The organism is Streptomyces sp. NPDC059909, from assembly GCF_042730885.1.
Taxonomy (GTDB): domain Bacteria; phylum Actinomycetota; class Actinomycetes; order Streptomycetales; family Streptomycetaceae; genus Streptomyces.
Map to the genome: position 1 here is coordinate 65,545 of NZ_JBHWKX010000027.1, position 15,193 is coordinate 80,737.

Here is a 15,193-nt window from a genome sequence, read left to right on the forward strand (position 1 = left end):
CTCCTCTACCTGCGGATACGGTCCATCTGCGGGTCGACCAGGGGCTCCTCGGCCGTGGTCGCGGCGATCTTCTCACCGAAGTACTCGATGTGGACGGAGGTGCCGGGCGCGAGCGACGGGAGCCAGGCGTACGCGACGCAGCGGCCGATGGTGTAGCCGTAACCGGCGCTGGTGATGTGACCGCGGACCTCGCCGTCGACGTACACCGGCTCCTTGCCGAGGACGACGGCGCCGGGATCGTCGAGGGTGAGGCAGGTGAGGCGGCGGCGGATCCGATGGGGTTCGAGGGCGTCGCGTCCGACGAAATCCCCCTTGTCCGGGCGGACGGCGAAGCCGAGTCCGGCCTCGTAGGGGTTGTCCTCGACGGACATGTCCTGGCCCCAGGCCCGGTAGCCCTTCTCCAGGCGCAGGGAGGTGAAGGCACTGCGTCCGGCGGCGATCACACCGAGGTCCCGGCCGGCGTCCCAGAGCGTGTCCCAGAGGCTGAGCCCGAGGTCGGCGCTGGTGTACAGCTCCCAGCCGAGCTCGCCGACGTAGCTGACGCGCAGCGCCGTCACCGGCACATGGCCGATGTACGTCTCCTTGGCGCGGAAGTAGCCGAAGCCGGTGTGCGAGAAGTCGTCGTCGGTGAGCGGCTGGACGAGCTCGCGGGCGAGCGGGCCCCAGACCCCGATGCAGCAGGTGCCGGCGGTGATGTCGCGGACGTGGACGCCGTCGGGGGCATGGCGGGCCAGCCGGTCGAGGTCGGCCGGGGAGTTGGCGCCGATCCGGAAGCGGTCGGGGCCGAGCCGGGCGACGGTCAGGTCGGAACGTATCCCGCCGCCCTCGTCGAGGAGCAGGGTGTACGTCACGGCACCGGGCTTCCGCGCCAGCTGGTTCGTCGTCATGCGCTGGAGGAAGGCGAGCGAGCCGGGTCCGGTGACCTCGATGCGCCGTAGCGGTGTCATGTCGTACAGCGCGACCCGCTCGCGCGTAGCCAGCGCCTCGGCGGCGGCGATGGGCGACCAGTGGAGTGCGGACCACGGGTCGCGGGCGGGGAGCGTGAGTCCTGCGGCGAGCGGGGCGTTGGCCTCGTACCAGTGCGGCCGCTCCCAGCCGCCGCCCTCCAGGAAGTACGCGCCGAGCTCGCACTGGCGCGGGTGGAAGGGGCTGGTGCGCAGCGGCCGCGGCTGCTCCGGCGGCTGGAGGGGGTGCACGATGTCGTACACCTCGATGAAGCTCCGCGCGCTGCGCCCGGCGATGTACGGGGGTGTGAGCTGGGCGGTCTCGAAGCGGGCGACGTCGCATTCGTGCAGGTCGAGGGGTGGGCGGCCGTCGGTGAGCCAGTCGGCGACGGCTTCGGCGACTCCGGCCGAGTGGGTGACCCAGACGGCTTCGGCGAGCCAGAAACCGCGCAGCTCACGGGACTCGCCGAGCAGCGGCATTCCGTCGGGTGTGAAGGAGAAGATCCCGTTGAAGGCGTGGTCGACGGCCCGGGCCCCGCTCGCCGCCGCCCCTTCGCGCAGGGCGGGCAGCAGCGCGGCGGCGTCGTCCCAGCCGGCTGCGAAGTCCTCGTAGGTGAAAGGCAGTTCGGAGCCGTCGGTGGCGAACGGGTCCACGGGCATGGGCCGGTGGGCGTACGAGCCGATGCCGATCCGGTCTCGGTGCGTGCGGAAGTACAGGTCGCGGTCCTGGTGGCGCAGGATCGGCAACTCGTGCGTGGCGCCGACCAGCTGGGGCAGGGGCGCTGTGGTGGCGTACTGATGGGCGAGCGGCAGCAGCGGTACGGTCACCCCGGCCATCGCCCCGATCACCGGCCCCCAGAACCCGGCCGCCGAGATCACGATGTCGGCGGGGAAGGTGCCCCGGTCGGTGACGACGCCGGTGACCTGGTGGTTGTCCTGGGTGATGCCGGTGACGGTGTGCCGGTCGAGGATGCGGGCCCCGCGGGCGGCCGCCCGCCGGGCCATGCCGTCGGCCGCGTCCACGGCGCGGGCCAGCCCGTCGTCGGGGGTGTGGAAGCCGCCGAGGATCCGGTCGGTGTCGAGCAGCGGCCACAGCTCCCCGCAGCGTCCGGGACCGATGATCTCGCCTCGCACGCCCCAGGAGGCGGCGAGGCCCGCCTTGCGGTGGAGGTCGGCCAGGCGGGCGGGGGTGGTGGCCACTTCGAGGCCGCCGACCGGGTCGAAGGCGCCGAGCTCGGTGAACCTCTCGATGGTGCGGCCCGCGAACGCGCTCATCGTCCGGGACGGATTCGTACGGAAGACCAGTCCGGGGGCGTGCGACGTGGAGCCGCCCGGCGTGGGCAGCGCGCCTTTCTCCAGGACAGTGACGTGGTACCGGCCGCGTGCGGTGAGCGCGTCCGCGAGCCCACAGCCGACGATTCCGGCACCGATGACGACCACTCGCGTACTGGGCACGTTCCTACCCCTCCGTTGTTGCGTACTGCACGACGGATTGCGCGATGGGAGACATAGTGGGAACGCGGCGTGGTGACCGTCAAGAGTCATGGGTTAACGCTTTGTAAATGACCGGCTGGCTCCGGGCGGAGGCCGTGCGGGGCGTCCGGGGTGGGACCCGCGGCGGAGGGCGGCGTGCGGAGGTCAGCCGCTGTGGCCGAGACGGCGCGACAGCTCACGCGCCGCCGCGACGGTACGGTCCGCCAGTCCCGGCAGCCGCTCCTCCCCCAGCCGGTACGCGGGCCCGGAGGTGCTGAGCGCGCCGAGCACGGCTCCGTCGTGGCCGCGTACGGGCGCGGCAACGGCGTTCAGCCCGATCTCCAACTCCTCCACCGCGGTGGCGAATCCGCGCTCGGCGGTGGCGGCCAGCTGCTGCCTCAGCGCCTGCGGCGAGGTGACCGTACGTTCCGTGAAGCGCTCCAGGCGGCCGGCGAGGACCTCGTCCCTGACCGCGGCGGGGCCGTGCGCGAGCAGCACCTTTCCGCTGGAGGTGGCGTGCAGCGGGGTACGGCGGCCGAGCCAGTTGTAGGTGGTGACGGAGGCGTGTCCGCGGGCCTGGGCGATGTTGACGGCGGCGGAGCCGTCGAGCACGGCGATGTTCACGGTCTCGCCGACCTCGTCGGCGAGTTCGCGGCAGAGGGGCACGCCCTCCTGGGAGATGTCGAGCCGGACCGCGGCGGCCCCGGCGAGTCGCAGCACCCCCGCGCCGAGGTAGTACTTGCCGCGGTCCCTGGACTGGGCGACGAGGCCGCGGTTCTCCAGCACGCCGAGCAGGCGGAACGCGGTCGAGCGGTGGACGCCCAGCTCGTCGGCGATCTCGGTGACCCCGGCCTCGCCGTGCCTGGCCAGGCTCTCCAGGACGCTCACGGCACGGTCCACCGACTGCACGGCACTCGCCTTGTCCGTCATCGCAAGGAGCCCCCTGACGCAGGTGTTGCGTATGGCGCATTCCCGTTGCACAGATCGCGCTGACGGCTCATCTGCCCGGTCCGGAAGACCTTATGCGGACGAGTTTCCTCAGGTGGTTCCGGGCGAGGTCCGGGCGGGGTTCCGAGCCCGCGGCAGGGGTTCGGAGGGAGGGTCCGGGGTTCAGGTGGGGGTGACCGTGAGCAGGCCGAGTCCGGCCGTCCGTACGGCGATCGAGCCGAACGGCGTCCGCAGCCGGAGCCAGCTGCCCGCCGCGAGCAGCGCCGCTCCGGGCACGCCCTCCGGCGTCGGGCGCAGGAAGCCCAGCGACTGGGCGGCGTGCACGGCCCGCAGCGGCAGGTCGGTGTCGCCCAGGGTGCGGGACCAGATCTCGCGGCCGATGCGGTCCCGTTCGGCGCGGGTGCGGCGAACGGGCGGCAGCGCCTCGTCACGGGCCCGGAACTCGGCGACCGCGGCCGCGACCGCGCCCCGCATCTCGGTGACGCCGGGCAGTCCCTGCAGCTCCCGCCAGCCGCCGCGCGGGGGCAGCACCCCGGCCCAGGGCGGGCCGGTGACCGCGGCCGGGACGGCGAGCTCGGCGCCCCGCACGGACTCCAGCAGTTCGCCGGCCGAGACGGTCACATCCAGCCGGGCGGCCTCGTCGGGCCCGGCGAGCCGGGCCGTACGGATCGCGAGGACGTCGAACGACGGCGGCCTGCCGAACACGGCGAGCGCCCCGCCGCCGGCCTGGATCCGGACGGCGGCGGCGCGGTCGTAGTGGATCAGCCGGCCGAGGAAGGCGGCGAGATCCGCCGCCTCCCTCGCGTCGGCGAGCCGCAGGGTCTGCACGGGCGCTGTCATGCCGCGAGCGCGCCCTCCACGCCGTCGTCCAGGTACTCCTGGAGGAAGGACTTCTCCTCGGCGCTGATACGGCGCGGGCGCGCCGCCGCCAGGTCGTAGGGCACGACGACGGTCGAGGCCCGGACGTACACCTGATCCGGGTCCTTGATCTCGTACGCGATCGTCAGCGACGCCGCGCCGATCTTCGTCACCCACGACTCGACGGTCACCGGCTCGTGCCGGTGGACCAGCGGTCGTACGTAGTCGATCTCGTGCCGGGCCACGACGGACCCGCCGGAGAACGACGGTGAACCGTCCCCCGGCGCCAGCCGGAACATGAAGTCGATCCGGGCCTCCTCCAGATAGCGGAGGAAGACCACGTTGTTGACGTGCCCGAAGGCATCCATGTCCGACCAGCGCAGGGGGCACTGGTAGATGTGCCGAGCCATGGACGTGATCAGCCCCGGGTCAGCTTCTTGTAGGTGGCACGGTGCGGACGGGCCGCGTCCGCGCCGAGCCGCTCCACCTTGTTCTTCTCGTACGACTCGAAGTTGCCCTCGAACCAGAACCACTTGGAGTTGCCCTCGTACGCCAGGATGTGCGTGGCGACCCGGTCCAGGAACCAGCGGTCGTGGGACACGACCACGGCGCAGCCCGGGAACTCCAGCAGCGCGTTCTCCAGCGAGGAGAGGGTCTCGACGTCGAGGTCGTTGGTCGGCTCGTCGAGGAGCAGCAGGTTGCCGCCCTGCTTGAGGGTGAGCGCGAGGTTGAGTCGGTTGCGCTCACCGCCGGAGAGGACCCCGGCCGGCTTCTGCTGGTCCGGGCCCTTGAAGCCGAACGCCGAGACATAGGCGCGGGACGGCATCTCGACCTGGCCGACGTTGATGTAGTCCAGCTCGTCGGAGACGACGGCCCACAGCGTCTTCTTGGGGTCGATGTTCTCGCGGCTCTGGTCGACGTACGAGATCCTCACGGTCTCGCCGACCTTGATCTGACCGGCGTCGGGCTTCTCGAGGCCCTGGAGCATCTTGAACAGCGTGGTCTTGCCGGCGCCGTTCGGGCCGATGATGCCGACGATGCCGTTGCGCGGCAGCGTGAAGGAGAGGTCGTCGATGAGGACCTTCTCGCCGAAGGCCTTGCTCAGGTTCTCGACCTCGACGACGACGCTGCCCAGGCGCGGGCCCGGCGGGATCTGGATCTCCTCGAAGTCCAGCTTCCGCATCTTGTCGGCCTCGGCCGCCATCTCCTCGTAGCGGGCCAGACGGGCCTTGGACTTGGCCTGGCGCCCCTTGGCGTTGGAGCGGACCCACTCCAGCTCTTCCTTGAGCCGCTTCTGGCGCTTGGCGTCCTTCTGGCCCTCGACCTTCAGACGCGAGGCCTTGTTCTCCAGGTAGGTGGAGTAGTTGCCCTCGTACGGGTGGGCGCGGCCGCGGTCGAGCTCCAGGATCCACTGGGCCACGTTGTCCAGGAAGTACCGGTCGTGGGTGACGGCGACGACGGTGCCGGGGTACTTGGCAAGGTGCTGCTCCAGCCACTGCACGGACTCGGCGTCCAGGTGGTTGGTGGGCTCGTCGAGGAGCAGCAGGTCAGGGGCCTCGAGCAGCAGCTTGCACAGCGCGACGCGGCGGCGCTCACCACCGGACAGGTTGGTGACCGGCCAGTCGCCGGGCGGGCAGCCCAGCGCGTCCATGGCCTGCTCGAGCTGCGTGTCCAGGTCCCACGCGTTGGCGTGGTCGAGGTCTTCCTGGAGCTTGCCCATCTCCTCCATCAGCGCGTCGGAGTAGTCGGTCGCCATGAGCTCGGCAACCTCGTTGAAGCGGTGGAGCTTGCCCATGATCTCGGCCGCTCCGTCCTGGACGTTCTGCAGGACGGTCTTGGACTCGTCGAGCGGCGGCTCCTGGAGGAGCATGCCGACCGTGTAGCCGGGCGAGAGGAAGGCATCGCCGTTGGACGGCTGCTCCAGACCAGCCATGATCTTCAGCACGGTGGACTTACCGGCGCCGTTCGGGCCGACCACACCGATCTTCGCACCGGGCAGGAAGCTCAGCGTGACGTCGTCAAGGATCACCTTGTCGCCGTGCGCCTTGCGCGTCTTGCGCATGGTGTAGATGTACTCAGCCAAGAGAAACCGTCCGGCAATATGTGAGTGGGCAGATACACCCCATCTTGCCTGACCGCCACCCCTGGGAGCGAACCAGTAGGTCAGTGGCCCGGCTCATGCCGCCTGCCCGGATGACACGGCCCCGACGCCGACGGCCCCGGCGCTCGCAGGCGATCCGGGGCCGTCCCGAGCGCACCGTCACCGGGCGCTCACCGTGGGTCGTTCACTCCTGCGGGGAGGACGACTCCGTGGAGGCTGCCGACCCGGCGGCGGGGGTCTTCTTCCTGCGGACGAGGAAGACGGCGGCGCCGCCGATCACGACGAGGGCGATCGCGACGCCCGCGATGACCGGGGTGGCGTTCGACGTGCCGGTCGCCGCCAGGTTCTCGTCACCGCCCGAGGTGCCGCCCGCCGAGGCCGGGCTGGGCTGGGAGGACGGCTGGTCGGGGGTGGGACCCTCGCTGCCGGTGGTCTTGCAGTCGAGCACGCCCTTGAAGTTCTTCGAGAACCCGCCGGGCCCGGTGATCGTGAAGTCGTACGCCTGGTCCTCGGGGACCGGGACGGTCACGGTGCGGGACTCGCCCGCGGCGATGGAGTGCTTGAAGCCCATCAGCTCGAAGGTGAACGCCTCGTCGCCCTTGTTGGTAGCCGTGATGTCGATGCCGCCCTTGGCGCAGTTCTTCTCCGCCGACAGCGCCGGGATCGGGCCGGCCTTGGCCCAGGTGGCGGTCGCGGTCGCGGAGACCGTCGACCGGCTGGACCCGGCCAGGATCTGGGTCTGGCTCTTGGTCACCCCGGCGAACGCCCGGCCGACCGGAACGGAGGTGGTCGCCTGCACGGTCAGCGAGGCCGAGCCGTCGGCGGTCCCGGAGGGTATGTCGAAGTACAGCTCGCTGCCGTTGACCGCGGAGGTCACCGGCTTGCCGTCCTTGCCGGTCACCTTGATGCCGCTGGCGGCGGCATCGGCGGGCGGCGTCACCGTGACGCGGTCTGCGTCGGTGCGGACCGTGACCGGCCCGAGCCTTCCGCCGGCCTTCCCGGAGACGGCGTTGGGCTCCAGGCTGAGCGAGGCACGGGGCTCCTCGACGTTCTTCGCTTCCTTCTCGAGCCAGTCGGCGAGCTTCTCGGCGGCCGGGTCGAGCGCCTCGACCTCGGCACCGTCCGAGTACCGCCAGATGGCGACCTGGGTGCCCGCCGCGGCGGTCCGCTCGGTCAGCGGACCGGTGCCGGCCTGGTCGGCAAGCCCCGTGAGGTCGTCGATCTGGGGGTAGGAGTGCTGCAGGATCCAGCGGATCCTGCCGGCGTTCTTGTTGGCGCCGAGCGAGGTCTGGTCCCAGGGGGTCTCCAGGTACTTGGCCTGCTCCTGGGTGGGGTTGTGGATGTCGATGCAGTACGTCTTGAGCTTGCCGCCGCCGTCCACGGTCATCTCGAAGAGCCCGGCGGGCAGTTCCTGATCGCGGCCGCCGTCGTGCAGCACGGCGCGGTCGAAGGTGGTCAGGCCGTCGAGAGTGGCGGAGGCTCCGCCCGTGTGCTGGGGGGCCTCGTCGGCGACGGCCGGTCCCGCGGTGACGATCGAGCCTGCCGCGGACAGCCCGAACACCAGAGCCGCCACGGCCGTACGGGCGGCTCCCCGCCCACGTGCAGAGAACGCAGAAATCACAGAATTCCCCTCCGGGCGAGGCGCTTTCGCGTGGGATGCGTGGGGGGAGTGCCTCGCCAGCAGACTCAAGTGCCCCGTGAGTACTGGGGAATCCTAGGGACGCGGCGCGACCCGATGCCCCGTCATACCGTGAGATAACCATTCCGAATCGGAATCGTTATCGCGGCCTCCTCATCCCCTGACGAACTATCGACAAATCTCCACAACCGCAGGTCAGGGGGCTGATGCGGTGGCCGCTCCGGCCGCGGGTACGGGGCCGCGGCCGTCAGGACCGCCCTGACCGGCGGAGACGTGGGTGATGACAGGGTCAGGGGACGGGCCCGGTGGGCCGGTCCGGTTGCCCGTGCCGTCGCCCGGACTGTCACCCGCCCCGCCGCCCGGGGGGTCCGCCGGATACGGCTCCGCCTTCGTCACCCGTCGGAACGCCGACGTACCGCGCGTCATGTCATGTCCGACCGACACCGCGTCGATGTCGACGGACGACCGCCGCACCCCGTCCCGTTCCTCCTCCCGCACCCTCAACCGGCCGTGGACCACGAGTGGTTCACCGACCGAGACGGAGGCCGCCAGATTCAACCCGAGCGCCCGCCACGCCCACACCGTGTAGAAGCTGGTCGGCCCGTCCGCCCAGAGCTCCCGCTGCCGGTCCCAGCGGCGCGACCTCACCGCGAACCGGAACCGCGCATACCCCCCGTTCGCGGATTCCCGGTACTCCACCCCGGTCGCCACATTGCCGACCAGCGTCACCATCGTCTCGTTCATGACCGATCCCCTCCCGTTCGACCGACTGATCCCGATCGGCTGATCCGGACCACTGATCCCATGCTGGTCCCGGACACGGATCCCTGCCGACGCCTGTGGAAGCCGCCGCAGATGGGGAAAACCCCGCCACCCGAACGAGTGGCGGGGTCACCCGGACCGGCCGTCTCAGCGGTGCGAGCGTCCGGACACCGCCACGTACTGCTCGCGTACCTCCCTGTACCGCATCAGCTCCGCCGCGATCGGATCGAGGACTCTCGCCCGCCCGCACGCCGCAGCGGCCTCCTTGAGCCGCCGTTCCGCGTCCTGCCCGTACCGCCGCGCCGGTCCCTTCGCGGCGGCAGCGCACGCCCACTCCACGAGCGGCCCGCCGATGATCCCGCCGAGCATCAGCAGCACCGGGGGCACCAGCATGGGATCCAGGACCCCGATGATCTGGCCCGTCAGCCACAGCCCGCCGTAGATCTGCAGCAGTGTCATGGCGGCCTGTGCGAGCACCGCGACCGGCCACCACGTCGGCCGCGGCGGACGGGCCTGCGGCGTGCCCAGTTCGACCGCGAGCTCGTCCAGTGCCTCGGGCAGCCCCTCCGCCCCGCGCACCGCCGCTTCCCGCACCGCCTGCGACCAGGGCGCGGGCAGCCCGTGTGCCGCGTCGTCCGCGACGATGCGTACGGCCTGCTCGACCCGCTGCCGTGCCGTGAGCTCCTTCTCCACCGGCTCCGGGGGCTGCGGCAGCCCCCCACCCGGCGTACGGACGCGCTCGTACCACCGCCACAGCCGCAGCCAGGGCGTGCCGCATGCGCGCCCGGCGTTTCTGCGCCACTGGCGTTCGGCCTCCTCGCCGACGGCGGTGGCGCCGACCGCACCCGCCAGGCGCGCATTGAAGTCCTCGCGGGCCCGCTCGCCGAGTCCGGGCCGCCCTTCGGCGACGTACAGGGGGCGCAGCCGTGCCGCGGCCGCGTCGACGTCGGCGGAGATGCGCCGGGCAGCGGCCGTGCGTTCCTGTACGAAGCGGCCGAGCAGGTCGCGCAGGTCGCCGACGCCCTCGCCGGTGAGGGCCGAGAGGGCGAGGACCGTGGCGCCGGGCTCACCGTGTTCACCGAGGGCGATTCCGTCCTCGTCCAGGAGCCGGCGCAGATCGTCGAGCACCTGGTCGGCGGCCTCACCGGGCAGCCGGTCGATCTGGTTCAGGACGACGAAGGTGACCTCGGCGTGCCCGGCGAGCGGCCGCAGATAGCGCTCGTGCAGGGCGGCGTCGGCGTACTTCTCCGGGTCGACGACCCAGACGACCGCGTCGACCAGCGCCAGCACCCGGTCCACCTGTTCCCGGTGCACGGTCAGCGCCGAGTCGTGGTCGGGCAGGTCCACCAGGACCAGTCCCTGCATGGCCTCGTCCCCCGATCCGCCGGCCAGCGGCCTGCGGCGCAGCCGCCCGGGGATGGCGAGCCGGTCGAGCAGCCCGGCGGCGCCCTCGGACCAGCTGAGGGCGATCGGCGCGGAGGTGGTGGGCCTGCGCAGCCCGGTCTCCGAAATGGGCACCCCGGCCAGGGCGTTGAACAGCGTCGACTTCCCGCTGCCGGTGGCGCCCGCGATGGCGATGACGGTGTGCTGCGACGACAGCCGCTGCCGCGCCGCCGCCTCGTCGAGCACCCGCCCCGCCTCGGCGAGCGTCCGGCCGTCGAGCCGCGTGCGGGAGAGGCCGATGAGCTCGCGGAGGGCCTCGAGACGGGTGCGGAGCGGGGCGGCGTACGGGCCTCCGATGGGGACGTGCGGCTCCTCGGCCGGCGTGGCGTCGTCGAAGGAGGGCTCGGCGGCGCGGCGGGCGATGAGGCCGTCGTCCCAGCGGACTTCGCCCGGACCGGCGGATCCGCCTCCGGATCCGTCTCCGGGCCCGCCCACGCCCTCCCTTTCCGTCTCCGGGGCAGGCTCTTCGCCCGAGGCCGCCCCGGCGGCGTCAGGGATGGCCCCGGCGACGGACTGCTCGACCGGTTCTTCGGCGGACCCCGCGGCAGTCCCGCCGGGGGACCCGGCCACGGCCCCGGCCCCCTCCGCCCGAGCGGCCCCGGAACCGGGCTCCGAGCGGTCCTCGGTCTCCCCAGCGACAGCGGTCACCGGCGATCACCTCTCCTTCTGCAGTACGGACAGCGCGGCGATCAGTTCTGCCTGCGGCTCCGGGGTCACATCGAGGGCGTCCAGCGGGGCGAGCCGCCGGTCGCGCTCCTCGTGCAGGACGCGTTCGACGTACGCCGTCACGAGTTCGCCGCCCTTGTCGCGCAGCCGCAGCGCGCCCTGGGCGCCGATACGTTCGGCGAGCTGCTCCCCCGCGGCACGGGCGCGACGGCCGCCCAGCAGGGAGGCGGCGAGCAGCGCGGCGACGGTCTCGGGGTCCGGTGCGACGGAGCGTTCCATGCCCCGTACCACCTCCTCGGCGAGCTCCTCCAGGACCCGCCGCCAGCGGCGCACCGCCATCCCGATGCGCTCGGCGGCCTCCCGGTCGGCCGCCGCGTACCCGCCGCCGACCGCCCCCGAGGCCGGTTCGCGCCGCCACGCCTCCTGGAGCCGCTCGTCGGCGGCGGCCACGGCGCACTGGAGCAGCGCCATGAGGCTCTCGGCGAGGGCGTCGAGGAGCTCGGTGGCGGAACTGTCGCGCGGGTAGCCCCGCCAGCGCGTGCGGGCGTCCCCGGCGAGCACAGCGCCGCGCGCGAGCAGTTTGCGCACCCGCTCGGCCTCCAGCGCGTACGCCTCCTCGACCGCGCCGGAGAGGCGTACGGCGGCGGCGTACTGCGCGGCGACCGCGCCCGCGAGCGCCGGCATGCGGGCGTTGAGCGAGTCGATGACGCCGGCGGCTGTCCGTACAACCGTCTGCTGACGCGCGGCAGGGTCCAGGGCCCGGTGCGCCAGCCAGCTCCGCAGCGCGGCCACGGCGGAGTCCGGGAGCAGCCCCCGGCCGCCGCCCGCGGACTCGGGGAGCTCCGGGATCGTGAACCGCGGTACGTCCCCCAGGCCGGCCTTCGTGAGGAGGGCCGCGTACTGCCGGGACACCTCCGCGATCACCTGGTGCGGCACCCGGTCGAGGACGGTGACGAGCATGGCGTCGTACTCCTTCGCCGTGCGCAGCAGATGCCAAGGAACGGCGTCGGCGTACCGGGATGCGGTGGTGACCATGACCCAGATGTCGGCGGCGCAGAGCAACTCGGCGGCCAGCATGCGGTTCCCGACGACGAGCGAGTCGATGTCGGGCGCGTCGAGCAGGGCGAGCCCGCGAGGCAGCGAGCCGGCGGTCTCGACGCGCAGCGCGTTGTCCTCCACCGGCCCGCGCTCACCGCCCGCGGCCTCGATCTCCTCCTGCTGCGGCAGCCATACGCGCGTGAGGTGCGGCAGCACACGCATGCCCGCGAACCAGTGGTGATCCTCCGGGTGGCATACGAGCACGGGCGTCCGCGTCGTGGGCCGCAGCACCCCTGCCTCGCTCACCCGCCGCCCCACAAGGGAGTTGACCAGCGTCGACTTCCCGGTCCCCGTGGACCCGCCGACCACCGCGAGCAGCGGCGCTTCGGGGTCCTTCAGCCGGGGCACCAGATAGTCGTCGAGCTGCGCGAGCAGCTCATCCCTGGTCTGCCGCGCCCGCGGAGCACCTGGAAGGGGGAGCGGTAGACGCACGGCAGCGACACAGTCGCGCAGGGCGGAGAGTGCGTCGATCAGCTGAGGCCGTACTTCCATGGTCACCACATGCGAAGAATGCCCAACTTTGGCGGCTTTTTGAAGCGTATTGGCATCCCTGCGCGCCGATCAGGCAGACGGGACAGACGGGACGAGCGGGACGCAGGCATAACGAGTGCACAACACCCGAGCCGCGGGACGAAAAAAGCGCTGCAAGAATCGCGCCTGCCTGCGATTATCGGTTCGCTTCACCGAACCTCCACATCGTGCCACGCAGGTGAAGCATCCGGGTCAAGGCGATCGGAGCCCTATCCTTGTCCCGGCAAGGGCACGGACGACCCACCAGGGGCTCCAGGCCACCGAGGCCACACCCGGCCCCCGTAGCTCAGTGGATAGAGCAGGCGCCTTCTAAGCGCTTGGCCGCAGGTTCGAGTCCTGCCGGGGGCGCACACACCGCGCGATCGATCGGCCCTCCTCCTGGGAGGGCCTTTTTGCTGGTCAGAGGGACCCTAGCGGGCGGGGCGTAGAGGACGCGTAAGCGCCGGAGCACCCCCACGATGGCTGGGAGCCGTCCGGCACTGTCCGGCTGTCACCGTGTTTCTGCGGGTGGCTGCGGCGAATACGCGGTGAAGTTCTCTGGGCTGGGTCAACCCCCTGTCAGGTACGGCAGAACACCGCTGGCCTCGATGCTCGGCTGATGGTCCCTGAGCTGATCGGAGGTGCATCGGGCGTTCGTGGCGAGCAGCACCGGCACACTCCCTTGGCCGAGGCAAAAACGACCGGCACGGGGCTGGGCGGCAAGATCACCTGCCGGGGTCGGTGGTAAAGCCGACGCGGTGGTGCTTACTGGTGCTGAGGCCAAAGTGACAACTGAGGAATAGCTCGCTACGGCGTGTGTCGAGAGGCTTCGATCACGTGGCGTGTTTGCCGGAAGCAGTGAGTTAGCTGTGCCCGTCCGAATCAGACGGTCTCGGCCGACCATTGGCCGGGAGAAGGGCATGGGGGTCGGCGTAGCCCTCGGCCTGATCACGGCGATACCCACAGGCGGTCTCTCCCTGGTCGGGGGTGCTCTCGCGAGCGGGGTCGGAGGCGGGACGAGATCACCGAGTGGCCGTCGATACACCACTCCAGCGGACGTGACCTATGGATAGCAGCGACAGTGCTGATCTTCGTGCTCCGGTCATTCGCCGCTGCAGGGAAGACCCGCAAAAGGCAGTGGCGGGTGACTAGTGACAGTGCCGTCGCATTACCGGCAACCCTGGTCCCCGGCGATCCGCGCGTCAGCCACCCTCACTCGGCGAGATTGCAGTGCCCGGAGAGGCGGCTCAGATCCAGGGGATCGGCACCGCCTCAGGTTGGAGTGCCAAGATCGGGATCAAGGCAATGGCACGGCCTCTAAAGCGGATATGAAGCTGGTGAGCACCGACTTCCAGGTGCCACCAGCTTCTTCGTCATGTGACAACCAGAAATCAAAACCGTCCGCGGCTTCCCGTATGAGCTCACCGAGCGGGGAAGGTGAGCCGCAGAACGATCTCGCCGTCGTCGATCTCCCCGGTGGGCTCGAACCCGAACTTCTGGTAGAAGGGCCACGGTTCGCCGTCGCCGGGCTCGTAGCTGGTCAGCAGCTCGGTGGCGCCGTCCTCGCGAACCAGGGCGGCGATCTGCGTGAGCGCCTCTCGGCCGATCCCTCGCCTCTGGTACCGCTTGTCGACGAGGAGGCGCCAGAGGAAGTGCTGTCCTTTGAAAGGACCAGCCGGCGGTTTCCACGACAGCATCACGAAGCCGACTGGCTCGTCGCCACGGTACAAGGCGCGGTACCAGGGATTGGCCTCCGGCGTCTTTGCCGCCTCCTTGAGCGACTTGGACACTGAGGCGACGAACTGCTTCTGGTCACGTCTGACGCGGAGGGCGCGAACGGCATCCCGGTTGTCGTCGGTAATCTCCCGTAGGTGCACGCCTGGGGACCTCATGCCACATCCCTTCCTTCATCCGGCAGCTGCGCCGTCCGGGCCGACGTGGAGGGCCGCCACCAGGCGGCATTCCCTTGTGCGTACGCGCTGTCAAGAAGCCAGGTTGGACGTCTTCGCAGCGTATTCGACATAGGCGATCTGGAGCGGGACTGGCACGCCGGGCTGTGACCGCGTCCGAGGCAGCTCCTGGTGAAGAGCAACTCGGCCTGACGTGGCGATGCTCATGCTGAGAGCCGAGAGCTACGCACACACGAAGAACCACATGGACCTCCGGAGGCGTCGCATGCCGCCTGCCCAGCTCGAACGGGCTTGCCCCCTCCACAAACGGGGCGGCGCTGCGGCTCTATAACTGCCGGCCTGAGCAGGGCGGACCGGGGACGCTAGCGGGCGGGGCGTAGAGGACGCGTAAACGCGCTGGGCTAGCCCTGTGGTGCCTGGTTGGGGGCTACTGCTGGTCCGAGCCCTGTTCCGGGCCCTGCTGCTGATCTGATTCCTGCTGATCCGATTCCTGCTGATCTGATTCCTGCTGCTGATCCGGGGCCTGGGGCTCGGGGGCCTCGGGCTCGGGCGCCTGGGGCTCGGGGGCCTGGCGCTCGGGGGCCTGGGGCTCCGGGTTCTGCGGCTCCGGGGCCTGGGGCTCGGGCGCCTGGGGCTCGGGGATCTTCGGCTCGTCCGGAGCCACCGGCTTGTCCGGGACCTGCTCGTCCTTCTTCTCGTCCTGCTGGTCTTCCTTCTTCTCGTCCTTGCCCTTCTCCTTGTCCCGGTCCTCCTTGTCCTCGTCCTTCTTCTCGTCCTTGCCCTTCTCCTTGTCCCGGTCCTCCTTGTCCTCGTCCTTCTTCTCGTCCTTGCCCTTCTCCTT

The 15,193-nt window shown here is 71.1% G+C and carries 10 protein-coding genes, 1 tRNA gene and 1 pseudogene; 1 reads left to right on the forward strand and 11 read right to left on the reverse strand.

The window, feature by feature from the left end; translation table 11 throughout:
* Positions 1 to 5: 5 nt before the first annotated feature.
* The 9 genes from ACFV9O_RS19805 to ACFV9O_RS19845 form a co-directional block, all read right to left on the reverse strand.
* Positions 6 to 2,489, reverse strand: coding sequence for an FAD-dependent oxidoreductase (locus ACFV9O_RS19805; protein ID WP_385419577.1), 2,484 nt, complete (start codon positions 2,487 to 2,489; stop codon positions 6 to 8).
* Positions 2,490 to 2,582: 93 nt separating this feature from the next.
* A complete protein-coding gene (locus tag ACFV9O_RS19810) occupies positions 2,583 to 3,347 on the reverse strand; it encodes an IclR family transcriptional regulator (protein WP_385419580.1) in 765 nt (254 codons plus the stop codon).
* Positions 3,348 to 3,527: 180 nt separating this feature from the next.
* Positions 3,528 to 4,205 (reverse strand): hypothetical protein, encoded by a 678-nt coding sequence (locus tag ACFV9O_RS19815; protein WP_385419583.1) that lies wholly within the window; start codon positions 4,203 to 4,205, stop codon positions 3,528 to 3,530.
* Entirely contained in the window at positions 4,202 to 4,633 is a 432-nt protein-coding gene (locus tag ACFV9O_RS19820; protein ID WP_385419586.1) for an acyl-CoA thioesterase, read from the reverse strand. Before ACFV9O_RS19820 ends, ACFV9O_RS19815 begins: the two co-directional genes overlap by 4 nt.
* Before the next feature lie 8 nt (positions 4,634 to 4,641).
* On the reverse strand, positions 4,642 to 6,306 hold the full coding sequence (gene ettA / locus ACFV9O_RS19825) for an energy-dependent translational throttle protein EttA (protein ID WP_385419588.1): 1,665 nt from the start codon (positions 6,304 to 6,306) through the stop codon (positions 4,642 to 4,644).
* Positions 6,307 to 6,508: 202 nt separating this feature from the next.
* Positions 6,509 to 7,942, reverse strand: a complete 1,434-nt coding sequence (locus tag ACFV9O_RS19830; RefSeq protein WP_385419650.1) for a Cys-Gln thioester bond-forming surface protein — start codon at positions 7,940 to 7,942, stop codon at positions 6,509 to 6,511.
* Between the two features lie 216 nt (positions 7,943 to 8,158).
* Positions 8,159 to 8,707, reverse strand: coding sequence for a single-stranded DNA-binding protein (locus ACFV9O_RS19835; RefSeq protein ID WP_385419591.1), 549 nt, complete (start codon positions 8,705 to 8,707; stop codon positions 8,159 to 8,161).
* 165 nt (positions 8,708 to 8,872) lie between these two features.
* Complete coding sequence (locus tag ACFV9O_RS19840; RefSeq protein WP_385419653.1) at positions 8,873 to 10,603, reverse strand: GTPase; 1,731 nt, start codon at positions 10,601 to 10,603, stop codon at positions 8,873 to 8,875.
* Between the two features lie 219 nt (positions 10,604 to 10,822).
* Complete coding sequence (locus tag ACFV9O_RS19845) at positions 10,823 to 12,424, reverse strand: dynamin family protein (RefSeq protein WP_385419594.1); 1,602 nt, start codon at positions 12,422 to 12,424, stop codon at positions 10,823 to 10,825.
* 314 nt (positions 12,425 to 12,738) lie between these two features.
* On the opposite strand from ACFV9O_RS19845, the gene ACFV9O_RS19850 reads away from it, so the two are divergent.
* Positions 12,739 to 12,811, forward strand: a tRNA-Arg gene (locus ACFV9O_RS19850).
* Between the two features lie 1,052 nt (positions 12,812 to 13,863).
* Here the strand turns inward: ACFV9O_RS19850 and ACFV9O_RS19855 are convergent.
* On the reverse strand, positions 13,864 to 14,334 hold the full coding sequence (locus tag ACFV9O_RS19855; protein WP_385419596.1) for a GNAT family N-acetyltransferase: 471 nt from the start codon (positions 14,332 to 14,334) through the stop codon (positions 13,864 to 13,866).
* Between the two features lie 445 nt (positions 14,335 to 14,779).
* Positions 14,780 to 15,193 (reverse strand): annotated as a pseudogene (locus tag ACFV9O_RS19860) (hypothetical protein); the annotation flags it as partial.

Bases quoted from the DNA above. Each gene is read 5' to 3' on its own strand.
- ACFV9O_RS19805 (WP_385419577.1), bottom strand. From the start codon at position 2,489: ATGACTCTTGACGGTCACCACGCCGCGTTCCCACTATGTCTCCCATCG.
- ACFV9O_RS19810 (WP_385419580.1), bottom strand. From the start codon at position 3,347: ATGACGGACAAGGCGAGTGCCGTGCAGTCGGTGGACCGTGCCGTGAGC.
- ACFV9O_RS19815 (WP_385419583.1), bottom strand. From the start codon at position 4,205: ATGACAGCGCCCGTGCAGACCCTGCGGCTCGCCGACGCGAGGGAGGCG.
- ACFV9O_RS19820 (WP_385419586.1), bottom strand. From the start codon at position 4,633: ATGGCTCGGCACATCTACCAGTGCCCCCTGCGCTGGTCGGACATGGAT.
- ACFV9O_RS19835 (WP_385419591.1), bottom strand. From the start codon at position 8,707: ATGAACGAGACGATGGTGACGCTGGTCGGCAATGTGGCGACCGGGGTG.
- ACFV9O_RS19845 (WP_385419594.1), bottom strand. From the start codon at position 12,424: ATGGAAGTACGGCCTCAGCTGATCGACGCACTCTCCGCCCTGCGCGAC.
- ACFV9O_RS19855 (WP_385419596.1), bottom strand. From the start codon at position 14,334: ATGAGGTCCCCAGGCGTGCACCTACGGGAGATTACCGACGACAACCGG.